The 26,146-nt window shown below is 51.6% G+C and carries 18 protein-coding genes; 13 read left to right on the top strand and 5 right to left on the bottom strand.

The genetic code is table 11. The annotated features are described in order from the left end of the window. Positions 1-2 precede the first annotated feature (2 nt). The 3 genes from GW591_RS13435 to aroP all read right to left on the bottom strand — a co-directional run bounded on the left by GW591_RS13435 (position 3) and on the right by aroP (position 3,999). Positions 3-977 (bottom strand): glycoside hydrolase family 43 protein, encoded by a 975-nt coding sequence (locus GW591_RS13435; protein ID WP_013576989.1) that lies wholly within the window; start codon positions 975-977, stop codon positions 3-5. Beyond that, positions 970-2,412 (bottom strand): glycoside-pentoside-hexuronide (GPH):cation symporter, encoded by a 1,443-nt coding sequence (locus GW591_RS13430; protein ID WP_166860794.1) that lies wholly within the window; start codon positions 2,410-2,412, stop codon positions 970-972. Before GW591_RS13430 ends, GW591_RS13435 begins: the two co-directional genes overlap by 8 nt. 216 nt (positions 2,413-2,628) lie before the next feature. Continuing rightward, positions 2,629-3,999 (bottom strand): aromatic amino acid transporter AroP, encoded by a 1,371-nt coding sequence (gene aroP, locus GW591_RS13425; RefSeq protein ID WP_015690460.1) that lies wholly within the window; start codon positions 3,997-3,999, stop codon positions 2,629-2,631. Positions 4,000-4,428: 429 nt separating this feature from the next. Here aroP and pdhR point away from each other — a divergent pair, with 429 nt between their 5' ends. From pdhR to GW591_RS13400, 5 genes are all read left to right on the top strand, one after another. Continuing rightward, positions 4,429-5,199 (top strand): pyruvate dehydrogenase complex transcriptional repressor PdhR, encoded by a 771-nt coding sequence (gene pdhR / locus GW591_RS13420; RefSeq protein ID WP_013576986.1) that lies wholly within the window; start codon positions 4,429-4,431, stop codon positions 5,197-5,199. A 163-nt stretch (positions 5,200-5,362) separates the two neighbouring features. Then, positions 5,363-8,026: a pyruvate dehydrogenase (acetyl-transferring), homodimeric type gene (aceE, locus tag GW591_RS13415; RefSeq protein ID WP_013576985.1), complete on the top strand. Its 2,664-nt coding sequence runs from the start codon at positions 5,363-5,365 to the stop codon at positions 8,024-8,026. A gap of 13 nt (positions 8,027-8,039) precedes the next feature. Then, complete coding sequence (gene aceF, locus GW591_RS13410) at positions 8,040-9,938, top strand: pyruvate dehydrogenase complex dihydrolipoyllysine-residue acetyltransferase (RefSeq protein WP_015690459.1); 1,899 nt, start codon at positions 8,040-8,042, stop codon at positions 9,936-9,938. Between the two features lie 211 nt (positions 9,939-10,149). Beyond that, the gene (gene lpdA, locus GW591_RS13405) at positions 10,150-11,574 is read left to right on the top strand and encodes a dihydrolipoyl dehydrogenase (RefSeq protein ID WP_013576983.1); all 1,425 of its coding nucleotides are present in this window, start codon (positions 10,150-10,152) and stop codon (positions 11,572-11,574) included. A 249-nt stretch (positions 11,575-11,823) separates the two neighbouring features. Then, entirely contained in the window at positions 11,824-14,235 is a 2,412-nt protein-coding gene (locus GW591_RS13400) for a glycerophosphodiester phosphodiesterase family protein (RefSeq protein ID WP_225444938.1), read from the top strand. A 24-nt stretch (positions 14,236-14,259) separates the two neighbouring features. Here GW591_RS13400 and GW591_RS13395 read toward each other — a convergent pair whose 3' ends face one another. Together GW591_RS13395 and GW591_RS13390 are read right to left on the bottom strand one after the other, a co-directional pair. Next, positions 14,260-15,372, bottom strand: coding sequence for an ROK family transcriptional regulator (locus GW591_RS13395; protein ID WP_013576982.1), 1,113 nt, complete (start codon positions 15,370-15,372; stop codon positions 14,260-14,262). A gap of 22 nt (positions 15,373-15,394) precedes the next feature. Then, positions 15,395-16,225, bottom strand: a complete 831-nt coding sequence (locus GW591_RS13390; protein WP_015690456.1) for a glycerophosphodiester phosphodiesterase — start codon at positions 16,223-16,225, stop codon at positions 15,395-15,397. A gap of 228 nt (positions 16,226-16,453) precedes the next feature. Here GW591_RS13390 and GW591_RS13385 point away from each other — a divergent pair, with 228 nt between their 5' ends. The 8 genes from GW591_RS13385 to GW591_RS13350 all read left to right on the top strand — a co-directional run bounded on the left by GW591_RS13385 (position 16,454) and on the right by GW591_RS13350 (position 25,450). Continuing rightward, on the top strand, positions 16,454-17,545 hold the full coding sequence (locus tag GW591_RS13385; protein ID WP_013576980.1) for an ABC transporter ATP-binding protein: 1,092 nt from the start codon (positions 16,454-16,456) through the stop codon (positions 17,543-17,545). Beyond that, positions 17,532-18,395 (top strand): ABC transporter permease, encoded by an 864-nt coding sequence (locus tag GW591_RS13380; RefSeq protein WP_013576979.1) that lies wholly within the window; start codon positions 17,532-17,534, stop codon positions 18,393-18,395. The genes GW591_RS13385 and GW591_RS13380 overlap by 14 nt, the downstream gene beginning before the upstream one ends. Next, positions 18,392-19,228, top strand: coding sequence for an ABC transporter permease (locus tag GW591_RS13375; protein WP_013576978.1), 837 nt, complete (start codon positions 18,392-18,394; stop codon positions 19,226-19,228). The genes GW591_RS13380 and GW591_RS13375 overlap by 4 nt, the downstream gene beginning before the upstream one ends. 57 nt (positions 19,229-19,285) lie before the next feature. Then, on the top strand, positions 19,286-20,341 hold the full coding sequence (locus GW591_RS13370) for an extracellular solute-binding protein (RefSeq protein WP_369794759.1): 1,056 nt from the start codon (positions 19,286-19,288) through the stop codon (positions 20,339-20,341). Positions 20,342-20,603: 262 nt separating this feature from the next. Next, on the top strand, positions 20,604-21,128 hold the full coding sequence (locus GW591_RS13365) for a fimbrial protein (RefSeq protein ID WP_166860792.1): 525 nt from the start codon (positions 20,604-20,606) through the stop codon (positions 21,126-21,128). 95 nt (positions 21,129-21,223) lie between these two features. Next, positions 21,224-21,937 (top strand): fimbrial biogenesis chaperone, encoded by a 714-nt coding sequence (locus tag GW591_RS13360; protein WP_166860790.1) that lies wholly within the window; start codon positions 21,224-21,226, stop codon positions 21,935-21,937. Positions 21,938-22,017: 80 nt separating this feature from the next. Next, a complete protein-coding gene (locus GW591_RS13355; protein WP_166860788.1) occupies positions 22,018-24,459 on the top strand; it encodes a fimbria/pilus outer membrane usher protein in 2,442 nt (813 codons plus the stop codon). A gap of 7 nt (positions 24,460-24,466) precedes the next feature. Then, the gene (locus GW591_RS13350) at positions 24,467-25,450 is read left to right on the top strand and encodes a fimbrial protein (RefSeq protein WP_225444937.1); all 984 of its coding nucleotides are present in this window, start codon (positions 24,467-24,469) and stop codon (positions 25,448-25,450) included. The last annotated feature ends 696 nt before the right edge of the window (positions 25,451-26,146 follow it).

The following is a 26,146-nucleotide window of genomic DNA, read 5'->3' as shown; positions in this document are numbered from 1 at the left end:
TGTCAGTGCTGTTTTTGTAACGTCAGCGGACGGTTATCGGCGGCGGGTTCTCCGAAATCGGGCATGCCATTCTCGTCCCAGCGGAAGGTTTTAATGCGCGTATGCCGGTTCGGGTCGTACAGCGGATCACCCTCAATTTCAGTGTAGTTTCGGGCATGATATACCAGCACGTCTGCGCCCTGTTCGTTGCGCGTGAAGCTGTTATGTCCCGGCCCGAACTGCCGGTTCTGGGCCTGCGTGGTGAATACCGGACGCTGGGATTTATGCCAGCTCACCGGATCCATCAGATTGCTGTTGATGTCTGCAGTGAGGAGGCCGATACAGTAATTTTCGTCGGTGGCGCTGGCGGAATAGGTGATGAAAATTTTATCACCGTGTTTGATCACCGCCGGTCCCTCATTAACCCAAAAACCGATGATTTCCCAGTCCAGCTCCGGCTTGCTGAGCATGACGGGCGGTGATTTCAGCGTCCACGGGTTTTCCATTTCGGCCAGATACAAATTGGAGTTTCCGCGAATTTCCGGGTCTTTCTGCGCCCACAGATAATAGCTTTTGCCCTGATGCTCAAAGTGCGTGGCATCGAGCGAGAAGCTGTCGATCGGCGTCTGGATCCGGCCTTTCTCCTGCCATTTCCCTGTGAGCGGATCCGCCTCTTCACACACCAGCGCATACATTCTGTGCTGGAATAAGCCGTCAACAATCTCCTGTGAGGGGGCGGCCGCGTAATAGATCACCCATTGTCCGTCGATAAAATGCAACTCCGGTGCCCAGATAAGTGCGCTCATCGGGCCGGTATCAGGTTTATGCCAGACAATGGTAGCTGGCGCGTCGGCAAGCCCTGTCAGCGTTGGCGAGCGGCGGATCTCCAGCCGGTCATATTCAGGCACTGATGCGATAAAGTAATAGTTTCCGTCGCTGTGCAGCCAGATATGCGGATCTGCACGTTGCTCAATCAGCGGGTTGGGATAATTACTCATGTTTCAACTCCTTGCTGGTCAGTGGGACGCTGAGTGCTTCTGCGTCCTGTGCATTTTTCTCGTCGTGATATTCATTCAGCTCGCGGTAATTACGGCGGCGAATCTCCAGATCTGTCTGAATGGTACGCATGGTTTCGCGATCAACTTTCAGTAAGCGTACAACACCGGCAGTGATGAGGTAGCCCACGCCAGGAATGACGGTGAACAACAACATGATGCCGTTGATGGCATGGTCGCTTTGCTGCGTTGCGCTGGCATTGTAGCCATACGCGGAGAGCAGGAAGCCGACCATCGCGCCCGCTACCGCCAGTCCGCATTTCAGGAAGAACAGGTTACCGGAGAAGCTGATGCCGGTAACACGTTTGCCGGTTTTCCATTCGCCGTAATCGTCAACGTCGGCCATCAGCGACCAGTGCAGCGGGGAAGGGAGCTGGTGCATGATGTTGAGGATGAAGTACGCTACCAGAATAAGCGTGGTGGCGTGCGGGTCGAGGAAATAGAATCCGCAGGAGAAAATGGTCAGGATGATATTGGCCCAGAAGAACACTTTCAGTTTGCAGTATTTATCGGTCAGCGGTTTTGCCAGTGCACTGCCGATCATCATGCCCACCACGCCGAGGCTGATAAACATGCTGGCAAAGGATGTGGATTTTTCCATTACCCAGGTGACGTAATACATAGTGGCTGCCATACGGATAAAGCCCGGGCACACGTTGCAGAATGTCAGCAGCAGGATGCGTACCCACTGGTCGTTTTTCCACACATCTTTCAGGTCAGATTTTAAGGCATGTTTTGACGGTACCGCAGGCTGAATACGTTCTTTTACCGAGCTGAAGCAGAACAGGAACATGAACAGCGCGATGATTGCCATCACCCCCATCGACATCTGATAGCCCTTGGCTTTGTCTGCGCCACCGAAAAAGTCGGCCATCGGCAGTAAGGTGGAAGACAGGATCAGCGTCGCGATCCCTACCATAAAGAAGCGGTAAGACTGGCAGGCAACACGCTCATGCGGATCGGCTGTAATGACGCCGCCCAGCGAGCAGTAGGGGATGTTGATGGCGGTGTAAGTCAGGGACATCAGGAAGTAGGTTACAAACGCATAGATAACTTTGCTGTTGTAACTCCATTCTGGTGTGGTGAACATCAGCACACTGAACAGTACGTATGGCACCGAAACCCATAACAAATACGGGCGGAAACGGCCCCAGCGGGTGGTGGTACGGTCAGCAATCGCGCCCATGATCGGGTCGGTGACGGCATCGATAACACGCACTGATAGCAGCAATACGCCAACCAGTGCCGGGGCTAAACCGAAGATATCTGTGTAAAAATAATTAAGAAACAGCATGATGGCGCCGCCAATCATATTGCAGCCCGCATCCCCCATTCCGTACGCCACTTTCTCTTTGAACGACAGTGCGCCTTCCTTCATGGATGTTCTCTCCGGATTGTGGATAAAAGGATTTTGTTAAAAAACTGTTTGTTAGCCCTGAGTATTGGCCGGGGAAGGGAAGAGGGGTCAGGAGGTAAGAGTCATGAAGATGGACATTTTGGTCATACGGGAGGAAATGTGACGTACCTAACAAAGCGCCCCGGTAAGTCTGCACTTAACCGGGGCGCTTTTTCGTTTCAATTTTAAAACGAATACTTAAGCGTTAACGGATTTCCCGCTTTGCTGATTTTTGACCCAGTAACCGATGGCCAGAACTACCAGCCACACCGGGATCAGCCATACGGAGATCGCCATGCCCGGGGTGATAGCCATGATCACCAGAATTGCCGCCATAAACAGCAGGCAGATATAGTTACCCAGCGGATACAGCAGCGCTTTGAACTTAGGTTCCACGCCTTCACGACGTTTCGCCTGACGGAATTTGATGTGCGCCAGGCTGATCATCGCCCAGTTGATCACCAGTGCAGACACCACCAGAGCCATCAGCAGACCAAACGCTTCACCCGGCATCAGGTAGTTAATCAGAACACACAGCGCTGTGGTGGCAGCAGAAACGAGGATAGAAGCCACCGGCACGCCGCGCTTGTCGACGTTGAGCAATGCTTTAGGCGCGTTGCCTTGCTGAGCCAGACCAAACAACATGCGGCTGTTGCAGTAAACACAGCTGTTATAAACCGACAGCGCTGCCGTCAGGATCACCACGTTCAGAGCATTCGCTACCAGTGCATCACCCAGGTCATGGAAGATCAGCACAAACGGGCTGGTATCCGGCCCGACACGGGTCCATGGCATCAGGGAAAGCAGGACGGCAAGTGAGCCCACATAGAAAATCAGAATACGGTAGATAACCTGATTGGTTGCTTTAGGAATGCTGGTTTCCGGATTATCCGCTTCAGCAGCAGTAATCCCGACCAGTTCCAGGCCACCGAAAGAGAACATGATGATCGCCATCATCATCACCAGCCCGGTCATGCCATGGGGCAGGAAACCGCCTTGCTCCCACAGGTTGCGAACTGTTGCCTGAGGGCCTGCCGTGTCGCTGAACAGCAGCCAGCCACCGAACAGAATCATCGCCACCACGGCAACCACTTTGATGATCGCAAACCAGAACTCCATCTCGCCAAACACTTTAACGTTAGTCAGGTTGATAGCGTTGATCAGCACGAAGAAAACCGCAGCAGAAGCCCATGTCGGGATTTCCGGCCACCAGAATTGAATATATTTACCGACGGCAGTCAGTTCGGCCATCGCGACCAGAACGTACAGCACCCAGTAATTCCAGCCGGAAGCAAAACCCGCAAATCCGCCCCAGTATTTATAGGCAAAATGACTGAATGAACCGGCAACCGGTTCTTCAACCACCATTTCACCCAACTGACGCATAATTAAGAATGCGATAAAACCCGCAATGGCATAACCGAGAATAATCCCCGGCCCTGCGGACTGAATGACGGAAGCACTGCCCAGAAACAGCCCTGTACCGACGGCCCCACCTAATGCAATCAACTGGATATGCCGGTTTTTGAGACCGCGCTTCAGCTCATCGCCTTGTTGTTGATCAACCATTTACCTGTCCTCTGTCATTGGGGCAAAACCCATAACATTCTGTGTGTTAGAGAGAATGTAAGGCGATAATTACACTTTTTGTATCTAATTATTTACGGCTGGATTGTGCCTAAAAATCAGGATCATCTACCGTTCGGGCAAGAATAATGTTATGCGGAAAAGTTTGCACGGGGTTTATGCATCATCTGCATAACAAATAGCCAAATTGACTGTAAATTTGTTCAGGATCCATAAAATGTGATCTGAGGCCGGGTAAAAAAGATAAATGATAAAAATTTGTTAAAATGTGCGGGGTCGACGCATTTACTGGGTAGCCATATGGACACAAGGTGAATACTTTGTTACTTTACGGCCACGTTTTTTAAATTGGTATTACCAATTGACTCCGGCAACTTAACAGAGTCGCTACTCGCAGAGAACCGCACATATATGGCTTACAGCAAAATCCGACAGCCTAAGTTATCCGATGTGATCGAGCAGCAACTTGAGTTTCTGATCCTCGAAGGCACCTTGAGACCCGGGGAAAAGCTTCCGCCAGAGCGCGAACTTGCCAAACAGTTTGATGTATCGCGACCTTCTCTCAGAGAGGCAATCCAAAGCCTGGAAGGGAAGGGGCTACTCCTGCGCCGTCAGGGTGGTGGTACTTTCGTACAAAGTAACCTGTGGCAAAGCGTGAGTGATCCGCTGGCTGAGTTACTGGCCGACCATCCTGAATCACAATTCGATCTCCTTGAAACACGACACGCCCTTGAAGGTATCGCTGCGTATTACGCGGCGCTTCGTGGCACAGAGGAAGATCTGCAGCGCATTCGCGATTGTCACGTGGTCATTCAGACCGCACAGGACAGCGGAGATCTGGATGCAGAAGCCGACGCGGTTATGCAGTATCAGGTCGCTGTAACAGAAGCAGCCCATAATGTGGTGCTGCTGCATCTGGTTCGCTGTATGGGGCCGATGCTCGAGAAGAACGTTCGACAGAACTTTGAATTGCTTTACTCACGTCGGGAAATGCTGGCGACGGTAAGCAACCACCGCGCCAGTATTTTCGAGGCGATTGTTGCACGGGAACCAGAAATAGCGCGTGCCGCATCTCACCGTCACCTGGCGTTCATTGAAGAAGTTTTGCTGGATCTCAGCAGGGAACACACCCGGCGGGATCGGTCTTTACGACGGCTCCAGCAACGAAAAGATGAAAGTTAACCATCAGGGTTAATTTTTAGAGCCTTCATTTGAGGGCTCACGGCAACTACATGACGGGCCTGTCTTCGTGCGTTCTCTTAGCGGCGAAGCGCGTTTTAGAAAGAGCGCAGGAAGACAGGCTCCAGATAAACCAACGTATTAGAGACAGATAAGGAAAAGCACCATGTCAGAACGTGTAAATAATGACGTGGATCCGATCGAAACTCGCGACTGGCTACAAGCGATCGAATCGGTCATCCGTGAAGAAGGTGTTGAGCGTGCACAGTTCCTGATCGATCAGGTTCTCAGTGAAGCGCGCAAGGGCGGCGTAAGCGTCGCTGCTGGCGCAGCCAGCCGTAACTACGTCAATACCATCGCTGTTGAAGACGAACCTGAATACCCGGGTAACCTGGAGCTGGAACGTAACATTCGTACTGCTATCCGCTGGAACGCCATCATGACCGTTCTGCGTGCGTCCAAGAAAGACCTGGAACTCGGCGGCCACATGGCTTCCTTCCAGTCTTCTGCGACCGTGTACGAAGTGTGCTTCAACCACTTCTTCCGTGCGCGCAACGAAAAAGACGGCGGCGATCTGGTGTACTTCCAGGGCCACATCTCTCCGGGCGTGTACGCGCGTGCTTTCCTTGAAGGCCGTCTGACTGAAGACCAGATGAACAATTTCCGTCAGGAAGTTCACGGCAAAGGTCTGTCGTCTTATCCGCACCCTAAACTGATGCCTGAGTTCTGGCAGTTCCCGACCGTATCCATGGGTCTGGGCCCGATCGGTGCCATCTATCAGGCTAAGTTCCTGAAATATCTGGAACACCGTGGTCTGAAAGACACCTCCGCACAGCGCGTTTACGCATTCCTGGGCGACGGTGAAATGGACGAACCAGAATCCAAAGGGGCGATCACCATCGCGACCCGTGAGAAACTGGATAACCTGTGCTTCATCATCAACTGTAACCTGCAGCGTCTTGATGGCCCGGTAACCGGTAACGGCAAAATCATCAACGAACTCGACGGCATCTTTGCAGGCGCTGGCTGGAACGTGATCAAAGTGATCTGGGGCAACCGCTGGGATGAACTGCTGCGTAAAGACACCAGCGGTAAACTGATCCAGCTGATGAACGAAACCGTGGATGGCGACTACCAGACCTTCAAGTCCCGCGACGGTAAATACGTTCGTGACCACTTCTTCGGCAAATACCCTGAAACCGCCGCTCTGGTCAAAGATATGACCGACGACGAAATCTGGGCGCTGAACCGTGGCGGCCATGATCCGAAGAAAGTCTTCGCTGCACTGAACAAAGCACAGAACACCAAAGGTCAGCCGACCGTTATCCTTGCGCATACCATTAAAGGTTATGGCATGGGCGACGCTGCCGAAGGTAAAAACATTGCTCACCAGGTGAAGAAAATGAACATGGATGGCGTGCGCTATATCCGTGATCGTTTTAGCGTGCCAGTAACCGATGAAAATCTGGAAAAACTGCCGTACATCACGCTGGAAAAAGACTCTGCAGAATACAAATACCTGCATGAGCGTCGCGCTGCGCTGAAAGGCTACCTGCCGACCCGTCTGCCAAACTTCACGCAGAAGCTGGAAATGCCGAAACTGGAAGACTTCTCACAACTGCTGGAAGAGCAGAAGAAAGAGATCTCTACCACTATCGCTTTCGTCCGTGCACTGAACGTGATGCTGAAAAACGACTCCATTAAAGACCGTCTGGTGCCGATCATCGCCGATGAAGCGCGTACATTCGGTATGGAAGGTCTGTTCCGTCAGATTGGTATTTACAGCCCGAACGGCCAGCAGTACACCCCGCAGGACCGTGAGCAGGTTGCTTACTATAAAGAAGACGAGAAAGGTCAGATCCTGCAGGAAGGTATCAACGAACTGGGTGCCGCATCTTCATGGCTGGCCGCAGCAACGTCTTACAGCACCAACGATCTGCCAATGATCCCGTTCTACATCTACTACTCCATGTTCGGTTTCCAGCGTATCGGCGACCTGTGCTGGGCAGCGGGTGACCAACAGGCGCGTGGCTTCCTGATCGGTGGTACGTCAGGTCGTACTACCCTGAACGGCGAAGGTCTGCAGCACGAAGATGGTCACAGCCATATTCAGTCTCTGACTATCCCTAACTGTATTTCTTACGACCCGTCTTACGCCTACGAAGTGGCTGTCATCATGCATGACGGTCTGGTGCGTATGTACGGTGAAGCGCAGGAAAACATTTATTACTACATCACCACGCTGAACGAAAACTACCACATGCCAGCCATGCCGGAAGGTGCGGAAGAAGGCATCCGTAAGGGTATCTACAAGCTGGATACGCTGGAAGGCAGCAAAGGGAAAGTGCAGTTGCTGGGCTCCGGTTCCATCCTGCGTCACGTACGTGAAGCGGCAGAGATCTTGTCCAAAGACTACGGCGTAGGTTCTGACGTTTACAGCGTGACCTCCTTCACTGAACTGGCCCGCGATGGTCAGGACTGTGAGCGCTGGAACATGCTGCACCCGACTGAAACCCCACGCGTTCCGTACATCGCCCAGGTGATGAGCGACGCGCCAGCGGTGGCGTCTACTGACTACATGAAACTGTTTGCTGAACAGGTTCGTACATACGTTCCGGCCAGCGATTATCGCGTTCTGGGTACGGATGGCTTCGGTCGTTCAGACAGCCGCGAAAACCTGCGTCACCACTTCGAAGTGGATGCGTCTTACGTTGTGGTTGCTGCGCTGGGTGAATTGGCTAAACGCGGCGAAATCGAAACGTCTGTAGTGGCTGAAGCCATTAAGAAATTCGATATCAATCCAGAAAAAGTTAACCCGCGTCTGGCATAAGAGGTAAAGACAGATGGCTATTGAAATTAACGTACCGGACATCGGTGCAGATGCAGTGGAAGTCACCGAAATTATGGTGAAGGTGGGCGATAAAGTTGAAGCAGAACAATCGCTGATCACCGTTGAAGGCGATAAAGCTTCTATGGAAGTGCCTTCTCCACAAGCTGGCGTGGTCAAAGAAATTAAAGTTGCGGTCGGCGATACCGTCGAAACCGGCAAACTGATCATGATCTTTGACGCCGCTGACGGTGCTGCTGATGCAGCACCTGCGAAACAGGAAGCCAAAGCAGAAGAGAAACCTGCTGCTGCTGCCGCACCTGCTTCCAGCGAAAGCAAAGAAGTGAACGTACCTGATATCGGTGGCGACGAAGTTGAAGTCACTGAAATCATGGTGAAAGTGGGCGATACAGTAGAAGCGGAACAATCGCTGATCACCGTAGAAGGCGACAAAGCCTCTATGGAAGTCCCTGCGCCGTTCGCGGGCAAAGTGAAAGAAATCAAAATCGCTGCGGGCGACAAAGTCAGCACCGGTTCCCTGATCATGGTCTTCGAAGTGGCAGGTTCTGGTGCAGCCGCACCGGCCGCAGCAGCAGAAACCCAATCAGACGCGGCACCTGCTGCACCGGCTCAGTCCGGCAGCAAAGAAGTGAACGTGCCTGATATCGGTGGCGACGAAGTTGAAGTCACTGAAATCATGGTGAAAGTGGGCGACAAAATCAGTGCAGAACAGTCACTGATTACCGTTGAAGGCGACAAAGCCTCAATGGAAGTCCCGGCTCCGTTCGCGGGTACCGTGAAAGAAATCAAAATTGCTGCGGGCGACAAAGTCAGCACCGGCTCTCTGATCATGGTCTTCGAAGTAGAAGGCGCTGCGCCTGCTGCTCCGGCGGCTAAGAAAGAAGAAGCGGCTGCCCCGGCGAAACAGGAACAAAAAGCCGCTGCTCCTGCTGTTAAAGCAGAAAGCAAAGGCGAATTCGCAGAGAACGATGCTTACGTTCACGCCACGCCGGTTATCCGCCGTCTGGCCCGTGAATTCGGCGTTAACCTGGCGAAAGTCAAAGGCACTGGCCGTAAAGGTCGCATCCTGCGTGAAGACGTACAGACTTACGTGAAAGACGCGGTCAAACGTGCTGAAGCCGCGCCGGCTGCTGCAACGGGTGGCGGTCTGCCGGGCATGCTGCCTTGGCCGAAAGTGGACTTCAGCAAGTTCGGTGAGATTGAAGAAGTTGAACTGGGCCGTATCCAGAAAATCTCTGGTGCGAACCTGAGCCGTAACTGGGTGATGATCCCGCACGTTACGCACTTCGACAAAACTGATATCACTGAGCTGGAAGCGTTCCGTAAACAGCAGAACGATGAAGCCGCTAAACGCAAACTGGACGTGAAATTCACTCCGGTGGTCTTCATCATGAAAGCCGTTGCCGCTGCCCTTGAGCAGATGCCACGCTTCAACAGTTCCCTGTCCGAAGATGGTCAGAAACTGACGCTGAAAAAATACATCAACATCGGTGTGGCGGTTGATACGCCAAACGGTCTGGTTGTTCCGGTCTTCAAAGATGTGAACAAGAAAGGCATCGCCGAGTTGTCCCGTGAGCTGATGGCTATCTCCAAGAAAGCCCGTGACGGTAAGCTGACTGCTGGCGAAATGCAGGGCGGTTGCTTCACTATCTCCAGCCTCGGGGGTATCGGGACGACCCACTTCGCGCCAATCGTTAATGCGCCGGAAGTGGCTATCCTCGGTGTTTCCAAGTCTGCCATTGAGCCAGTCTGGAACGGCAAAGAGTTCACACCGCGTCTGATGATGCCAATGTCGCTCTCCTTCGACCACCGTGTCATTGACGGTGCCGATGGTGCGCGCTTCATCACCATCATCAACAACGTGTTGTCAGACATTCGCCGCCTGGTGATGTAAGTGAAAAGCCGGCCAGACGGCCGGCTTTTTTCTGATAATCTCTTCATGCTGTTTGAGATTTTCCAGGGCAAAGCACAAATCGGATGCCGTTTGTTGTTTCAAATTTGTTAACAATTTTGTAAACTGCGGGCGGATAGAACGACCCGGTGGATGATGGGCGTTACGATATAAAATGACGTCAGACCCGCCGGACATAAATTAAGAGGTCATGATGAGTACTGAAATTAAAACTCAGGTCGTGGTACTTGGGGCGGGTCCTGCGGGCTATTCTGCTGCTTTCCGTTGCGCTGATTTAGGTCTTGAAACTGTTCTGGTTGAACGTTATTCCACGCTTGGCGGCGTGTGTCTGAACGTTGGCTGTATCCCTTCTAAAGCTCTGCTGCACGTCGCGAAAGTGATCTCTGAGGCAAAAGCACTGGCTGAACACGGTATTGTTTTCGGTGAGCCGAAAACGGACATCGATAAAGTCCGCGTCTGGAAAGAAAAAGTCATCAACCAGCTGACCGGCGGTCTGTCCGGTATGGCGAAAGGCCGTAAAGTCAAAGTCGTTAACGGCTTGGGCAAATTTACTGGCGCGAATACTCTGGTTGTTGAAGGCGAAAATGGTCCGACGACCATCACTTTCGACAATGCGATCATTGCGGCGGGTTCCCGTCCAATCAAACTGCCATTCATTCCACATGATGACCCGCGTGTCTGGGATTCTACTGATGCACTGGAGCTGAAAAGCGTCCCTGAGCGTCTGCTGGTCATGGGCGGCGGCATTATCGGTCTGGAAATGGGCACCGTTTATCACGCGCTGGGTTCTCAGATTGACGTGGTAGAAATGTTTGATCAGGTGATCCCTGCGGCTGATAAAGACGTGGTGAAAGTCTTCACCAAGAAAATCAGCAAGCAATTCAATCTGATGCTGGAAACCAAAGTGACAGCCGTAGAAGCCAAAGAAGATGGCATCTACGTCACGATGGAAGGCAAAAAAGCCCCTGCTGAACCACAGCGTTATGACGCCGTGCTGGTGGCTATCGGCCGTGTGCCTAACGGTAAACTGCTGGAAGCGGGCGCTGCAGGCATTGAAGTGGACGACCGTGGTTTCATCCACGTCGACAAACAAATGCGCACCAACGTGCCACACATCTTTGCTATCGGCGACATCGTCGGTCAGCCAATGCTGGCGCACAAAGGTGTTCACGAAGGCCACGTAGCTGCCGAAGTTATCTCCGGCAAGAAACACTACTTCGATCCGAAAGTCATTCCATCCATTGCCTACACTGAGCCAGAAGTTGCCTGGGTGGGTCTGACTGAGAAAGAAGCGAAAGAAAAAGGCATCAGCTACGAAACCGCCACCTTCCCGTGGGCAGCTTCCGGCCGTGCTATCGCTTCCGACTGCGCAGACGGCATGACCAAACTGATCTTCGACAAAGAATCTCACCGTGTTATCGGTGGTGCGATTGTCGGCACCAACGGCGGCGAGCTGCTGGGCGAAATCGGTCTGGCGATCGAAATGGGTTGTGATGCAGAAGATATCGCGCTGACCATCCATGCTCACCCGACTCTGCACGAGTCCGTGGGTCTGGCAGCAGAAATCTACGAAGGCAGCATTACCGACCTGCCAAACCCGAAAGCGAAGAAAAAGTAATTTTCTCCTTTGCTGATAAACGCCTCTCCGGAGGCGTTTTTTTTTGCCTGATATTAGGTGCTAGTTATTTATATATCAAATAGGTTGTTAATGATAAATATAAATTGAATATGTTTAATGCGTTGATTGTTTAATATTTGGTGTCTGATTGCTTTATTCGTGAGCTTGGTAGCATTTTATTTTAAATTCAATGTTAAAACGGAGGGGGTTAATTGTTTTAATTACATTAGATATATAAATGGAGCAACAATGGACGTTAAGTTAAGGACTACGCTCAGCGTATTATGTTTATTGTCATTATGTCCGTCGGCTAAGGCCGCAACCGAATGTATGTTTACCTCACAATCAAACGTAAATATCACCTACAGCGATACGATTGTAATTACTGATGAAGCGCCGCCTGCCAATGGTTTTAAGCAACTCACCACGCAAACCAGTACGCAATATATTCCTTCAACCGAGATTCATTCAACCTGTAATGCAGGTCAGGATGGGCAAGCTTTTTCAGGCAGTGTTGCCGGATATCAGGGGTCATTAGATATTTTTACCGCCATAAATGGTAAAAACGTGCAACTTTATGGCACGTCTATTCCCGGCATATTTTATGCGGTAAAAATGTATAGCAAAAAATGCCCGGAAATGGGGGGCTATGTTCCCCCGAGTAAAGACTGGACGTTTCTCTATGATGTTGGCGATGACGATGAAAAATCGTGTTTGAAAAGTGATGAGCCTTATTATTTTGACCTGGCTTTCTTTATGAATTCAGATTACCAGCCGCGGGAAGATACCATCGCGATTCAAAATATCCCGATACAGGAACACGGCAATTTCAAACTTTCCGGTACGGATGGTGATGATGCGCAAGGGAAGGCAACGGTTGAAACGGTGCAGTTTGTCGCTGAATTAAGGAAGAATGCCACGGAATGTCCAACGTCGGCGACATTGTTGAATGAATTACAAAACAACCTTGCGAAGAATAACCAAATAGTCACGGCCCAGCATCGAGAGGATTTTAATGACACGCAGCCAGAAAACAGCCTCGGTGCTTTTCATCTGTCCTATGATCGTTGCCGCGCTAACGTGGAAACGGACGTCCGCGCGACGTCAGACGGTGAACTGGTTGTGTTTCATGATCTCAACATCGGTAAGATGCTTGAGCCAACTTATGATCCTATCGCGAACTCCGGGCCGAATGTGGCGCTGAGTAGTTTGACACTGGCAGAATTGCAGCAAAAGTACCTCGTCAATGTTGCCACGCGACAACCGACAACGTATACGGTACCGACGGTCAATCAACTGATAGATGATTACATTGCCTATAATGGCCAGTCACTCATTTATCTCGAAACCAAGTCATCTTCCGTCATCATGCCCACTGCACTGGCCCTGTATAATAAATCGGTTACGTATTCGGGCAGCAACCTGTTACAGCGGATCATTATGAAAGTGAATATGGCGGAATATCCCTCGCCAGACCTTTGGAATAATGCACTGATTAACGCCGGTATCCCGGCGGGGGTCACCATCATGATCGATCCGGTGATTACACCTAATGATGCCAGTAAAATAAATGACTTGCCTGACACCACCTTTGCCTGTCCCGCCGGGATCTCCGATAGCAAGGCGGTTTGTGCCGTTCGCGCATGGGCAAACGCGCCAGCGACACTGGCCCCGATGGTCTCTGTGTTAATTAAAGATTCCGCCGATTTTGAGGAAGTGAGCACCAAACAAAATGAACAGGGCAGCTATGACGCGCCAGCCAATTTCCAGTTATCAAATACGGTGAGTGGTACGGTGGCTGAAATGGTGGCGGTAATTAAAGGGGCAGGGAAAGCGCTGGAGATATTCTCACCCGTACCAGATTACATGTTATGGAAAAATTTAAATTTCTACACCGAAACGGTCTATGACAAAAATATCCCGCAGGATATCTCGGTCAGAGAAGCATTTTATAATAACGACTCATCATGCTGTTACCGCGTGCTGGATAAGCTCAGTCCGTCAACAATAGCGGCAGAAAAAAATGATTATCGCATGAACCTCGGCTGGCTGCGGGATATCGGCGCAAATGTCATTACGGCTGACGACACGGATTCAATTAATACTTATTTTTCTGGCACTGGAGTGCTTGATAGAAAATTAACGCCACATGTCTGGACACCTTCTTTTTATATGCAATCGATTTTGTCCTGGCAATTGGGTAGTGCAGTCATGGAAGGCAAGAGTCTGGCTTCCGAGAAAGATGCTTATGCTCTCTATAATAACAATGATTCCTATGCATGGACCTATCGTCCCGACCCACCTATTGCGGTGATGCGAGCCGGCTATTACGCATGGATGTCAGTTAAACGACAACCCGATGGACGGGTACGTATTTCACCCGCATATAATAAGGAGCAATGCTTGCGCTCAGCGTTGAGCAACCATTCGTGGGATTATGTTGGCTGGAAAAAGGATTGCACCTCGGAGAATACATTGTGGGAGATGCAACCTAAAAGCGGCAGTGAGGATTGGTTTTCGCTAATTGATGCCCATCATATGAGCCTGGGTTGGGCATACTCGGGCAAACTGTATTACGCCTATTCCTATGGCTATGTCTACGTCGATAAACCGTCAACGCTATCGGATCCTTATTACTGGTCATTCGGCACAGCAATATAACACGCGGTCGTCAGGCATAGTGCGCTATGCCTGATTAATCACCTGATACAACGGGATCATCGCCGCGCCCCACGAGGCGCTTTCGGCACCCATCGGGGAGTTCGCCAGCCGGACTTTCGGGCGGTCTGGATCAAGCCTGGCATCGAGCCTTTGCGTTAAAACCTCAGTCAGCCTTTCAGTGATGGTTTTCGGCATGGCACCCCCTAAAATAATCAACTGTGGATCCAGCCATTGCAGACATCCCATGATGCTCTGCTCGACCTGATCGCAACAGCGTGAAAACCAGACTTCCAGCAAGGGATGCTGTTCTGCGGTGAGTGCCGGTAGTTGCGCTTCGCTTAACCCTGCTTGTGTGAGCGTCGCGACCAGATCTTTATAGGATGGACGCGGTTTATCGCCGGGAAATGCCATACCGACTTCACCGGCATTCAGAAACCCGCCGCGCAGGAGTTTGCCATCGGCGATAATCCCGGCACCGATCCCGTAGCCGAGATCGATAAAGGTTATGTCACGATAGGAATTCCACGTACCTGAATACAGCTCGCCAATCGCCGAGGCATTGGCGTTGTTTTCAACCCATGTCGGCCAGGGCAAATTGTCCTCAAACGCCTGTTGCAGGTCGACATCGCGCCAGCTTGAAAGCCAGGCCACACAGTGACGCTTTTTGCCATCGGGCTTGAGAAAACCCGGCACGGCATACCCCATGCCGAGGATGCGCGCATGTTTAAGCTGGCGTTTTTTTAACGTCTGCTCCACCAGGTTTTTAATCTGTTTTAGTGTGGTGGCAAGCGGCTGATTTTCCTGATGAGGCTCAGAAATACTGAACAGTTTGCGGCCACTGAGATCGACCAGCGTCATGTCGATAAAGCCAGGGCTGAAAGCCAGCCCGACCGCACACGCGCCGCCAGGATTGAGCCGCAGGGGCAGCGACGGTTGTCCGCGCTGCCCCATATTGCGTTCGCCTTCGATAACCAGACCCGAAAATAAAAGCTCCCGGCATTGTTGGGTGATTGCCCCTGCAGTGAGATTTGAATAGCGCGCCAGTTCGGCGCGTGTCACCGGTGCATGGCGACGAATCAGCTCCAGCAGCAAACGTTGGGTAGGACGCAGTTCCAGACGGTCAGGTTTTACATTCATAATATGGCTATCGTTTTTGTTATCAGGCCCAGCGCAGTCCCGCTTCTTCTATCAGCGCCTGCAGGTACGGAAGATCATCATGGCTGAGCATATCGATCAGACCTTCACGCAGCCAGCCCATGATCTCGGGGCGACTATCATACCCGAATTTGTGCTGGTACTGCTCCAGTGGCGTCATGCCATTTTTCACTTCATGCAGGTACATGCGTACCCCCAGTCCCGCCTGTTTATAGGCCCGAAGATCGTCAACATGGGCGAACTCATATTCAAAACAGACGCAACTGGCATGGGAATGCTGCACGGCGGCCAGTTGATTGTTGTAACGCTCCAGCGTCACGACCTGCAATGCTAAATCTGGGATCAGGGCTTTGACGCGGTTAATCAACACATGATTAAACCCCAGCAACTGAATATGTGACAGCGCCTCTGGCATTGACTGCAACAAGGCAACCAGATGATACACAAATTCGTCATGTCGACGACGTTGCTTCACTTCCACGATCAGGCCCATGCCATTCTCTACCGCCCAACGCAGAATATCCTGCAATAAAGGGATCGGCGTGCCCGCAAATTGCGCATGGTATTTAACGCCGAAATCAAATTGCCGTAACTGCGCGAGCGTCATTTGCTCGACAAAACCTGTGCCGGTCGACACGCGATCAATGCGGTGATCGTGTGTGACCACCAGATGATTATCTGCGGTCAGATGAATATCTAACTCAATGCAATGAGTCCCTGCCTCTTTTGCCCCGATAAACGCGGGCAGAGTGTTTTCCGGATAACGGCTGGAGTAGCCGCGGTGACTGTTTGCCAGCACGATGCCTTGTGCGGCCTGATGAAAGTTAAACGCCATTGCCTGTTCCTTTTATGGTGTGAACATATGGCCATTAAATTTACTCTTTAAATTTAATTATGGGAATAAAATAATTATAGTGATTATTTTTATTATTCAACATTATGATAAATAATTAGTTTTTGTGTTTTTATGGCTTGGTTTTGATTTTGAGGATCTTTGTCACATAAATTTTATATTTAGTGTGTAAATTTAATTGCCGGAGTATTAACACAGGATTTGTACACTATGTCGACGCTTTCACTGGAACAGGTTACAAAGCAATTTGGCGCGTTTTACGCCGCCCGCGAGATCTCCTTCACCGCCGAGGAAGGTGAATTTGTCACCCTGCTTGGCCCGAGCGGCTGTGGCAAAACCACGCTGCTCAAAATGATCGGCGGGTTTCATCAGCCAGACAGCGGACGCATTCTGATTAACGGGCAATCCGTTAATAATTTGCCGCCGGAAAAGCGCAACACCGCAATGTGTTTTCAGTCGTACGCGCTGTTTCCGCACCTGAATGTGGCGCATAACATCTGTTTTGGTTTGAAGCAAAAACGCTTACCTCTTGCCGAGCAGCAACTGCGGCTGGCGGAGGCGTTGAAGCAGGTTGGCTTGCAGGATCAGCACCTGAAAATGCCGGTGCAACTTTCTGGCGGGCAGCAGCAACGCGTGGCACTGGCCAGAGCGATGGTTACGCGCCCGGATGTGGTGTTGTTTGACGAGCCGCTGTCCAATCTGGATGCGAAACTGCGTGAAAGTGTGCGTTTTGAAATCAAAGAGTTACAGCGGCAATATCAACTCACGTCCATTTATGTCACCCATGATCAGGCCGAAGCGTTGACCATGTCCGATAAGATCGTGGTGCTCAATGCGGGCAACGTGGAGCAAATTGGGCCGCCAGAAGAGATTTATTACCGTCCTGCTAACCGTTTCGTCGCTGATTTTATTGGTGCAGCCAATATCGATATCGCCCACATCACTCCTGCGGAACAGCCTGGTTTTTATCGGGTTCGTTGCCAGTTAGGTGAGTTTTACGTACGTTCTCCGCGTCCTCCGCTCGCTGAGCATTGCTATATCTGCTGGCGGCCTGAAGATGCGCGCTTTGTGCCGCAACCACAAACCGGCGATAACCATTTCTTCCTCACGCTGCGCAAAATGGCGTTTATGGGCAACCTGACCGAAGCATGGGGCGATAACGATGACGGTAAATTGTCGGTACGTCTGCAACTGGTCAAAAAACCGCAGGCCGAAAGCGGGGCGCGGGTTTGCTTCCGTTTACCCGAGGATGCGATTCACTTCCTCGAGCCAGTAGTGGAGGGGCACGATGAAATGGCGTAATGAGCTGACCGCCTGGCTGCTGATGATCAGTGGACTAGGCACCATTGTGTTGCTGATGGGATCGACCTTTTACGTGGTGCTGGTACAAAGCATCGGCTATTTCAATCTTTCCGGCGACAGCCAGTTTTCGCTCGAATACTGGCAAAACGTATTACAAGATCCGGTGCTGCACAGCGCGCTGATCTATTCGGTTAAAGTCTCAATATTGGGGGCTTTCGGTGCGGTGCTGCTCTCTTACCCGCTGGCGTTGTGGCTCCGTCAGCCGCTGGTGGCGAAAGAAGGTATCGTTGCTGTTTTGCGTGCGCCGATGTTTATTCCCGGCCTCGTGGCGGCATTTCTGTTCATCAATATTATTGCTTATCACGGCGTGATCAATGAGCTATTGCTGGCGCTGGGCGTTATTGATCAACCGCTGCGTATGCAGAACGATGACTTTGGCTGGGGCGTCGTTATCTTACAAATCTGGAAGAATCTGCCGTTCGCGCTGATTCTGGTCGGTGGCTCAGTTAACGCAATCCGTACCGATGTACTGGACGCGGCGAGTAACCTGGGTGCCAGCCGCTGGCGCTGTTTTCGGGACGTTATCTTTCCCCTGACGTTACCCGCAGTGCAAGTGTCCCTGATCCTTATTTTTATCGGTGCGCTGGGCGACTTTGCCTTCTTCTCCGTCGCTGGTCCGCGCAATACCTACTCGCTGGCTCGCCTGATGCAGGCCACGGCCATGGAATACGGCGAATGGAATAACTCTGCGGTTATTGCCGTGATTATCATGCTGACGGCAGCATTGGGTACCTTGCTTATCGCCATCCTCCTGACACCGCTCGCCACCCGCAAAGGAGAGGTCAAATGAACCGCACGGCGAATGGACGCCTGATCGTCACGATTTCACTGTTGTTCTTTATTCTGGTCAATCTGGTCTGGCTTGGACTGCCATTTTCAATGGCTATCTTATGGTCGCTGGTTGACCCGCAACACCCGTGGAGCTACCCGGACTTATTCCCGCAAGTGTTGTCGATTAACCGCTGGATACAGGTGTGGCAGCAAACTTCGCTGTCAGAAGCCCTCTTTAACAGCTACACCATTGCGCCCGCCGTGGCGATGCTGAGTTTACTGCTGTCGTTACCCACCGCTTATGCGTTTGGGCGCATGACTTTTCGGGGCAAAGCCGTTGCGGAAATGCTCACGCTGATCCCACTGGTCATGCCAGGTATGATCATCGGGATTTTCTTCAGCGCCATGCTGATGAATCTGAATATCAGCAACCCGTTTATCAGCATCGTGTTAGGGCACACTGTGCTGACACTGCCTTACTCGATTCGCATTATGTCCGCAGGGTTTAAAGCGGTGCCGCAGGATTTAATTGATGCCAGTCGCGATCTCGGTGCCAGCCATTGGGGAACGTTCTGCAATGCTTTTTTACCGATGCTCAAGCCCAGTTTCCTGGCCGCGTTGATTTTTTGTCTGGTGCGCAGTTTAGAAGAGTTCAGCATTTCATACGTCCTGGGCGCGCCAGATTTTATTACCGTGCCGACCATTCTTTATTCTTTTCTCGGCTATTCCTTTGTGCGCCCGGATGCGGCGGTAGTCTCAATGATCCTGGTGATCCCGAACGTAGTCCTGATGGTCATTATTGAGAAGCTGTTGAAAGGGAATTATCTGTCACAGTCAACCGGCAAGGCGTGATCCTTGATAAGGGAGTCATTCAACATGAAAACAGGCACGGTTTTATTTCTCAGTGGCATGTTATTGAGCGGGGCAGCGACCGCCACGCCACTGGCGCAACAAGATTGGGATCTTGTCGTCGCACAGGCCAAAAAAGAAGGCTCAGTCACCTTCAACGTCTGGTATTTACAACCGCAATGGCGCAGTTTCGTTGCTGATTTTGAGAAACAGTACGGAATTAAAGTGCGTATTCCGGAAGGGTCGATTGATGGCAACATGAATAAACTGCTGGCGGAAGCTCGCCGCGAGAAAGGCAAAATGGACGTGGTGGCCTTGTCTGTGGCGCAATTACCGATCATCCGTAAAGCAAATGCCCTGGCGCAGGTAGACTGGCTGCCGGGTTACGGGGATGCGGTGCATCAGTTGCAAAGCGTGAATACCGAAGGATATGCGGTTGCCTTTTGGGGCAACCAAACCGGTATGGCCTACGATCCGCAACAGATGGGCAATCAACCTTTGCCGCAATCACTCGATGATTTACAACACTTTATCGATGCGAATCCGAAGAAGTTTGGTTACAACGATCCGAATAACGGCGGGGCAGGCGAAGCCTTTATTCAGCGCGTGGTCACCCTCTCCTCAGGCACATTTGATGCCGATGCCACGCAAGTCGATCCTGACATTATTAAAAACTGGAAAAAGGGTTGGGAATGGTTCGTCGGTAATAAAGAAAAAATCACCCAGACCGCATCGGGTGCGGATAGCCTGACCCGTCTGAATGATGGCGAATTATTGCTGGTACCCGCCTGGGAAGATCATCTGGCAGGTTTGCAAAAATCCGGGGCGATTACCGGGCGCCTGAAATTTTATATTCCGGCTTTTGGTATGCCGGGAGGGGGCAATATTGCGGCTATTGCCGCAAACAGCACACATCCGGCGGCGTCGGCGGTGTTCCTGAACTGGTTAACGCAAGCTGAAACCCAGCGGGCGTTGAATGTCGCTTTCGGCGCGGTGCCGATGAACAAACAAGTGAAAACAGACGTGGTGCAGCCAGACATTGCCACGCAGTTTTACGGCAAGGAATACAGCATGCAGCTCAGAAAAGAGTTTGTGCGCCAGGTTTCTATGCAATAAGTCGTCCATGTCTGAAACCGGAAATATTTCTCATTTCCGGTTTTTTTGCCTTTTTTCACCCGTGGCATACACTGTGCCTGTTCTCATTTATCTCATTACATCCTCATTCATTTATTTTCTTCAGCTCAATGTTATCGATAAAATAATGTGAGGGGATGTGATTACCTCAAATATACCTGCTTGTTTAAAGTGAATGTATATCGCCAGCTTTGATAAATGAATCTGGTGGGATTTATTCAATTTTAATCTCAGGTATTATTCCATGAATAAGCGTAATCCTTTTATTTTACTTCTCGGTACGGTTTTGTGTTTCAGTCAGTCCGTTGTACACGCAGCCGATGGCACCATTAATTTCATCGGACAAATTGTTGCCACGACGTGTGATGTGAATGGCGGAAATAACGCATCCATTAATGTGGATTTAGGCACTGTCGCCGCGACCTCATTTACGGCAGCCGGTGATACCTCTTCGCCGACCTCGTTCACGATTTCACTCACCAACTGCCCGACAACCTTCACCGCTGCGGCCGTCAAATTTGATGGTACCGCCGATGCAGTGGATAATCAGCTGCTGGAAGTTAGCGGTGGCGCAACCGGTATAGGCATTGAAATTGCGGATAGTCAGGGGACACCAATTCCTCTTTACACGGCCTCACGTTTTTATCCCATTGATGCGACCGCCGAAGGGGTGGATATGAACTTTATCGCCCGCTACAAAAGTACCGGGGCAACCGTAGGCGAAGGCGCAGCAAATGGGACCTCTCAGTTCACCATTAATTATCAATAATAATAATCAACAAATAATCTCTTTAAACTGGCAGGGATGCCAGAGCTTCAGACGCGGATGTCTTTTTTTTATTGACGGAAATATGAGAGGAATATATGCGGCGTCTTTTTATTATTTTATCAGGGATGTTATTTATTCTCTTTCCGGTGCCTCCGGTTTATGCGGGTGTGATTACAGAAGCCACGCGGGTGATATATCCGGGTAATAAAAAAGAAACCTCGCTGACCGTCAGTAATCAGGGTGCACAGTCAGAGCCCTTTCTGATCCAGTCATGGGTGGATAATAACGGACCTGACGGGACACAAAAATCCTCCGTTCCTGCGCCTTTTATCGTGACTCCCCCTTTATTTCGGCTGAGTGCCGGTCAAGATAACAGTCTGCGAATTATCCGTACAGGCGGCGTGCTGCCTGAAGATCGCGAATCCCTGTTCTGGCTGAATATCAAATCCATCCCCCGTTTGCCTGAAAATGCCCCCGCCGGTTTATTGCAAATCGTGGTGAAGACGCGCCTGAAGCTTTTTTACCGGCCCGCAGCGTTGCTCGCCCCCGCCGCGCAAAACGCCTGGCGGCAGTTGCAGTTCTCCCGTCAGGACTCAACGCTGCGGGTGACCAATCCGACACCTTATTACTTCACATTTTTCAGGTTAAACCTTGGCAGCAACCGTGTGGCGACAGGTAACACCATGGTTCCGCCCTTTGGGGAAGCCCGTTATCCCTGGCCTCAGGGAGCGGTCACTGGCGAGGTCAGCTGGCAGGTCGTCAATGATTATGGCGGTACCAGTTCAGTGGAAAAAAACCGGATGCGCTGAGGCATGTTATGAATAAAAATCATGTCGTTACGCATCTTTCATCTTCCCTTTTGCGGTCATGGCTTCTGGCGGGAATCGCTTTGGGAACATCTGAAACACGCGCGGATGACCGTTTTAACGTTCAGGCACTGGAAATAGAACATCCGGGCGCGCCGGTGGATATATCGCAATTTTCCCGGGCTGGCGGGCAGACGCCGGGTGTTTACCGCGTGGATGTGCTGGTGAACAATGTGCCGAAAGGGCGGCAGGATGTGACGTTTATCGCCTTGAGGGATCTGACACTCTCCCCGCTTTTTACTCCGGCACAATGGCAAAATCTGGGACTCAGAACCCGCAGCATTCCGGCATTACGCGACTGGCCTGTACAAAAGCCGGTTGAGGATTTCACGGCGCTGATGCCCGGTGTTGTGAGCCAGTTTGACTTTTCCCGCCAGAAACTCCTGATCACCATCCCTCAGGGATTGCTCGACACGCTGGCAAGGGGCGCGGTCAGCCCGGAGTTATGGGATGAGGGAACGCCGGCCTTACTGCTTAATTACAACCTCAGCGGTGCCCGTACCTGGCAAAATTCAGGCGGCAGTGATCAGAGCCAGTTTCTGAGCCTGAGAAGTGGTGCCAACTGGGGCGGCTGGCGGCTGCGCAACTACAGCACCTGGCGTTACAGCCGCAACATTGACGGGCAATCGCAGCAGGACTGGGATTCGGCGTACAGCTTTCTCCAGCACGATGTGCCGGTGCTCAAAGGGCAATTTATCGCGGGAGAAAGCACGACACCTGCGGATATTTTTGACAGTTTTACCTTTCGCGGCGTGCAGTTGTCTTCCGATGACAATATGTTGCCTGACAGCTTACGCGGCTTCGCCCCCGTGATCCGCGGTATTGCCCGAAGCAACGCGCAGGTGACGATTAAGCAAAACGGCATGGTGATCTACCAGACCTATGTGCCGCCCGGCGCTTTCAGCATCGACGACTTATACCCGACTTCCGCTTCCGGGGATCTGGAGATAACGGTCAGGGAAAGTAATGGCGAAGAGCGACATTTTACCCAGGCATTTTCTGCTATCCCGATCATGCAGCGCGAAGGCCGGTTGAAATATGCCCTGACACTGGGGAAATACCGCACCTATCAGTCCGGGGGTGATGAACCCGAATTTCTTCAGGGATCACTGATTTATGGTCTGGGTTATGGCGTGACGCTGTTTGGCGGCAGTCAGCTGGCGCAGAACTACAAAGCGGCGAATGCCGGTATCGGCAGTATGGTCGGGGATTGGGGATCCTTGTCATTTGATACCACGCTGGCCAACAGCGAACTGACGGACAATCACACAGAACGCGGTCAGGCATACCGGCTGCAATATGCCAAAAGTGTGACTGCAACAGGCTCAACGCTGTCGCTGGCAGGGATCCGCTTTGCCGGGGATTTTTATCATTTCAGTGATGCCAGTAACTGGCGTGAGGACGAAAGCAACGGAAATTACTATGGTCAGCCACGGGAACAGTATCGCCTTAACCTGACCCAGATGATTAATAACGGGCAGTGGGGATCGCTTTCGCTTTCGTGGTATCAGCAAAACTACCGACAGTCGCAAATTAATCAGCGCAGTCTGGGGATCAGTTACAACGTCAATATTGCCAGTATCGATTACGCCTTATCGGTATCGGATAACCGTACTTACGGCACTGAGAGCGATAAACAGATCGCCTTTAATGTCAGTATCCCCCTGGGTCGCTGGCTGTCAAACGCCTGGGCCACGGCTAACGTGAACAGCGCCAGTCACGGGCGGACGCTTTATCAGACCGGTATCAACGGCATGCTGCTTGAGGATAACAACCTCTCTTATGCCGTCAGTGAAGGTTATGGCACTCACGGGCAGGGAAACAGTGGTAGCGCCAGCCTGAATTATCTGGGCAGCGCCGCGCAGCTCAGCGGGGGCTACAACTACAATCAGGACACTCATCAGGTCAATTACGGATGGCAGGGTGCCATTGTGGGCCATCCCTTCGGTGTCACTTTCGCGCAGCCTCTTGCCAGCGATCTCTCTGCCATTGCCATTGTCCGCGCCCCGGGGGCGGCGGGCGTGAAATTGCAAAATAATACCGGCGTGTATACCGACTGGCGCGGCTACGCGGTGGTGAATTATCTCAGCCCGTACAAGCGAACCCGTGTGGCGCTGGATACCACATCACTGGACGAAAACGTCGATATTGACGACAACATCCTTTCCGTTGTTCCCACTGCCGGTGCCGTGGTTATGGCGTCCTTTACCACGCGGGCCGGTAGCAGATTATTGCTCAACCTTACCTATAACGGGCAGCCTGTGCCCTTCGGCGCAGAGGCGTTTGTGGTGGGCGACGAACGAAACCGCGCCATCGTCGGCGACCAGGGGCAGGTGTATCTCAGTGGCTTGTCGGATCAGGGCGCGGTCAGAGTGACATGGCAAGGGGGACAGTGCGAAGCACCGTTTATATTATCTGGTGCGCAAAAAGCGGCGGTCTCTCAGGCCAGCAGCGTATGTCGATGAGGTATTTATGAAAATGATGATACTGCTGGTTTGTCTGGCTCTGTTTTCTGGCAAATTATGGGCAGCCTGTTCTACCGCACCGGTAATGCCGCAGTCCTGGGATTTAAGTTCGGTTGCGGTAACATCCTCTTTGCCTGTTGGGGCGGATATTCCCGGAAGTCAGCATACTTTCAGCATCAGCGGTACTTGCGGTACAAACGGCAGCAACGAACTCTCCGGCGACCCGATCATCGCCTGTTACTACGGAAACGGCACAGAAATCGCGGGTTTCCCCGGCGTTTACTCTACCGGTGTCGAGGGTATCGGTATTGCCCTGACTAACTCCAGCGGACAACGTGTGGTTGGCGGCGGGGTAAGCTGCGATACGCGCAACACATCGCTGGGTAACCTGGATAGCAGCCTCAGCTATCAGATAGCTGTCACGTTATCGTTAGTCAAAACCGCCAATGACATTTCGGATACGGCACTGGCGCAAAGTCAGACCCGTTTCGGGCTGGGTGTGTATGGCAAATCCGGCCTCGGGGGCGGGGGAGCCAACACGCTCTCCTACACAGGCAATATCAATATCAGAACGGAAAGCTGCGATGTGCTGAATAACACCATTAATGTTTCTCTGGGCACGGTCTGGCCGGGGCTTTTTTCCAGTGCCTCCGCTGGCGGCGTCACGCCCGATGTCCCATTTAGCATCGAACTCAATTGTGATGCCGGGGCGAATGTGAATATCCGTATCGATGGCACTGCTGACGATTCGCTGGCCGCCGGTGTGATCAAAATCAGCAATGGTGCGGAAGGGCAGGCATCCGGAGTGGGAATTCAGATCCTGAAAGGCGATACCTCGCCTGTGAGCCTCGGACAACAATGGGCAATCACCCCTTCGGCCAGCGAAGGAAGCCTGAGTATTCCCTTTTTTGCCCGCTACTATCTCAACGGGCAAACACTCAGCAGCGGGAGTGCGAATGGCACGGCGACGTTTACGATGATTTATTATTGAGAAAGGTCGCCTTTGCAGACGACCTGAAGTGAGGTTTGTTCAGATAAAACAGTCAGATATGTACGATGACCTCCCGGCGTGTCCGCACTGAGTGTCGGTTTCAGACTATTTATCATCAAAATCATACTGCGGGCTGCTTTGGAATGAGGGCAAATAATTCAATGTACAAAAATAGAGCAAAATCGTTTTTCCCGAGCAATAAGTATTTCCTGCCAATGTTGTGTTTTGCGAGCCCAAGATGAGTCCGGGGGTTATAAGATTGTTTTTCACTCACTTTCTGTTCAGGAAGCACTGACCTGCCAGCACTTCGAAGATACAAACCGGCTGTCCTTTGGGGCGGTTTTTTTGTGTCTTTTTTCTGCATTTCCCGCCGTTTATTCCCTTGTGTGATCAGGGTTGTTGTGATGATCTAGAAGGCGAATTGGGATGAACAGCCGATCCGTCTGTGCTCAACGATTCAGCAAAGATTTAATGTTGCTTTTATGTGAACGAATTAACAAGCGGGCAAAATCCTGCTATGCTGCCCGGGCGCTAAAGGGCACTGTGCTCAGGTTCAGGATGTGTCGTAAACCGACAAAGAAACAATCATACCCGCAGTGTCCCCGAATCATCAGACCGTTTGAATTCCCCTGTCCCTACAGGCATGACGCGAGGCTGATGATGGAAGCCAGGCATAATAAATGACAATGAGAGCGA

The sequence above is a fragment of the Rahnella aceris genome (assembly GCF_011684115.1).
Lineage (GTDB): Bacteria > Pseudomonadota > Gammaproteobacteria > Enterobacterales > Enterobacteriaceae > Rahnella > Rahnella aceris.
Note: the sequence above shows the minus strand (reverse complement) of the source record. Positions and strands in the feature narration are given on the sequence as shown.

What these genes read in the sequence shown, in the direction of transcription:
- GW591_RS13435 (WP_013576989.1), bottom strand. Translation starts at nt 977, where the DNA reads ATGAGTAATTATCCCAACCCGCTGATTGAGCAACGTGCAGATCCGCAT.
- GW591_RS13430 (WP_166860794.1), bottom strand. Translation starts at nt 2,412, where the DNA reads ATGAAGGAAGGCGCACTGTCGTTCAAAGAGAAAGTGGCGTACGGAATG.
- aroP (WP_015690460.1), bottom strand. Translation starts at nt 3,999, where the DNA reads ATGGTTGATCAACAACAAGGCGATGAGCTGAAGCGCGGTCTCAAAAAC.
- pdhR (WP_013576986.1), top strand. Translation starts at nt 4,429, where the DNA reads ATGGCTTACAGCAAAATCCGACAGCCTAAGTTATCCGATGTGATCGAG.
- aceE (WP_013576985.1), top strand. Translation starts at nt 5,363, where the DNA reads ATGTCAGAACGTGTAAATAATGACGTGGATCCGATCGAAACTCGCGAC.
- aceF (WP_015690459.1), top strand. Translation starts at nt 8,040, where the DNA reads ATGGCTATTGAAATTAACGTACCGGACATCGGTGCAGATGCAGTGGAA.
- lpdA (WP_013576983.1), top strand. Translation starts at nt 10,150, where the DNA reads ATGAGTACTGAAATTAAAACTCAGGTCGTGGTACTTGGGGCGGGTCCT.
- GW591_RS13400 (WP_225444938.1), top strand. Translation starts at nt 11,824, where the DNA reads ATGGACGTTAAGTTAAGGACTACGCTCAGCGTATTATGTTTATTGTCA.
- GW591_RS13395 (WP_013576982.1), bottom strand. Translation starts at nt 15,372, where the DNA reads ATGAATGTAAAACCTGACCGTCTGGAACTGCGTCCTACCCAACGTTTG.
- GW591_RS13390 (WP_015690456.1), bottom strand. Translation starts at nt 16,225, where the DNA reads ATGGCGTTTAACTTTCATCAGGCCGCACAAGGCATCGTGCTGGCAAAC.
- GW591_RS13385 (WP_013576980.1), top strand. Translation starts at nt 16,454, where the DNA reads ATGTCGACGCTTTCACTGGAACAGGTTACAAAGCAATTTGGCGCGTTT.
- GW591_RS13380 (WP_013576979.1), top strand. Translation starts at nt 17,532, where the DNA reads ATGAAATGGCGTAATGAGCTGACCGCCTGGCTGCTGATGATCAGTGGA.
- GW591_RS13375 (WP_013576978.1), top strand. Translation starts at nt 18,392, where the DNA reads ATGAACCGCACGGCGAATGGACGCCTGATCGTCACGATTTCACTGTTG.
- GW591_RS13370 (WP_369794759.1), top strand. Translation starts at nt 19,286, where the DNA reads ATGTTATTGAGCGGGGCAGCGACCGCCACGCCACTGGCGCAACAAGAT.
- GW591_RS13365 (WP_166860792.1), top strand. Translation starts at nt 20,604, where the DNA reads ATGAATAAGCGTAATCCTTTTATTTTACTTCTCGGTACGGTTTTGTGT.
- GW591_RS13360 (WP_166860790.1), top strand. Translation starts at nt 21,224, where the DNA reads ATGCGGCGTCTTTTTATTATTTTATCAGGGATGTTATTTATTCTCTTT.
- GW591_RS13350 (WP_225444937.1), top strand. Translation starts at nt 24,467, where the DNA reads ATGAAAATGATGATACTGCTGGTTTGTCTGGCTCTGTTTTCTGGCAAA.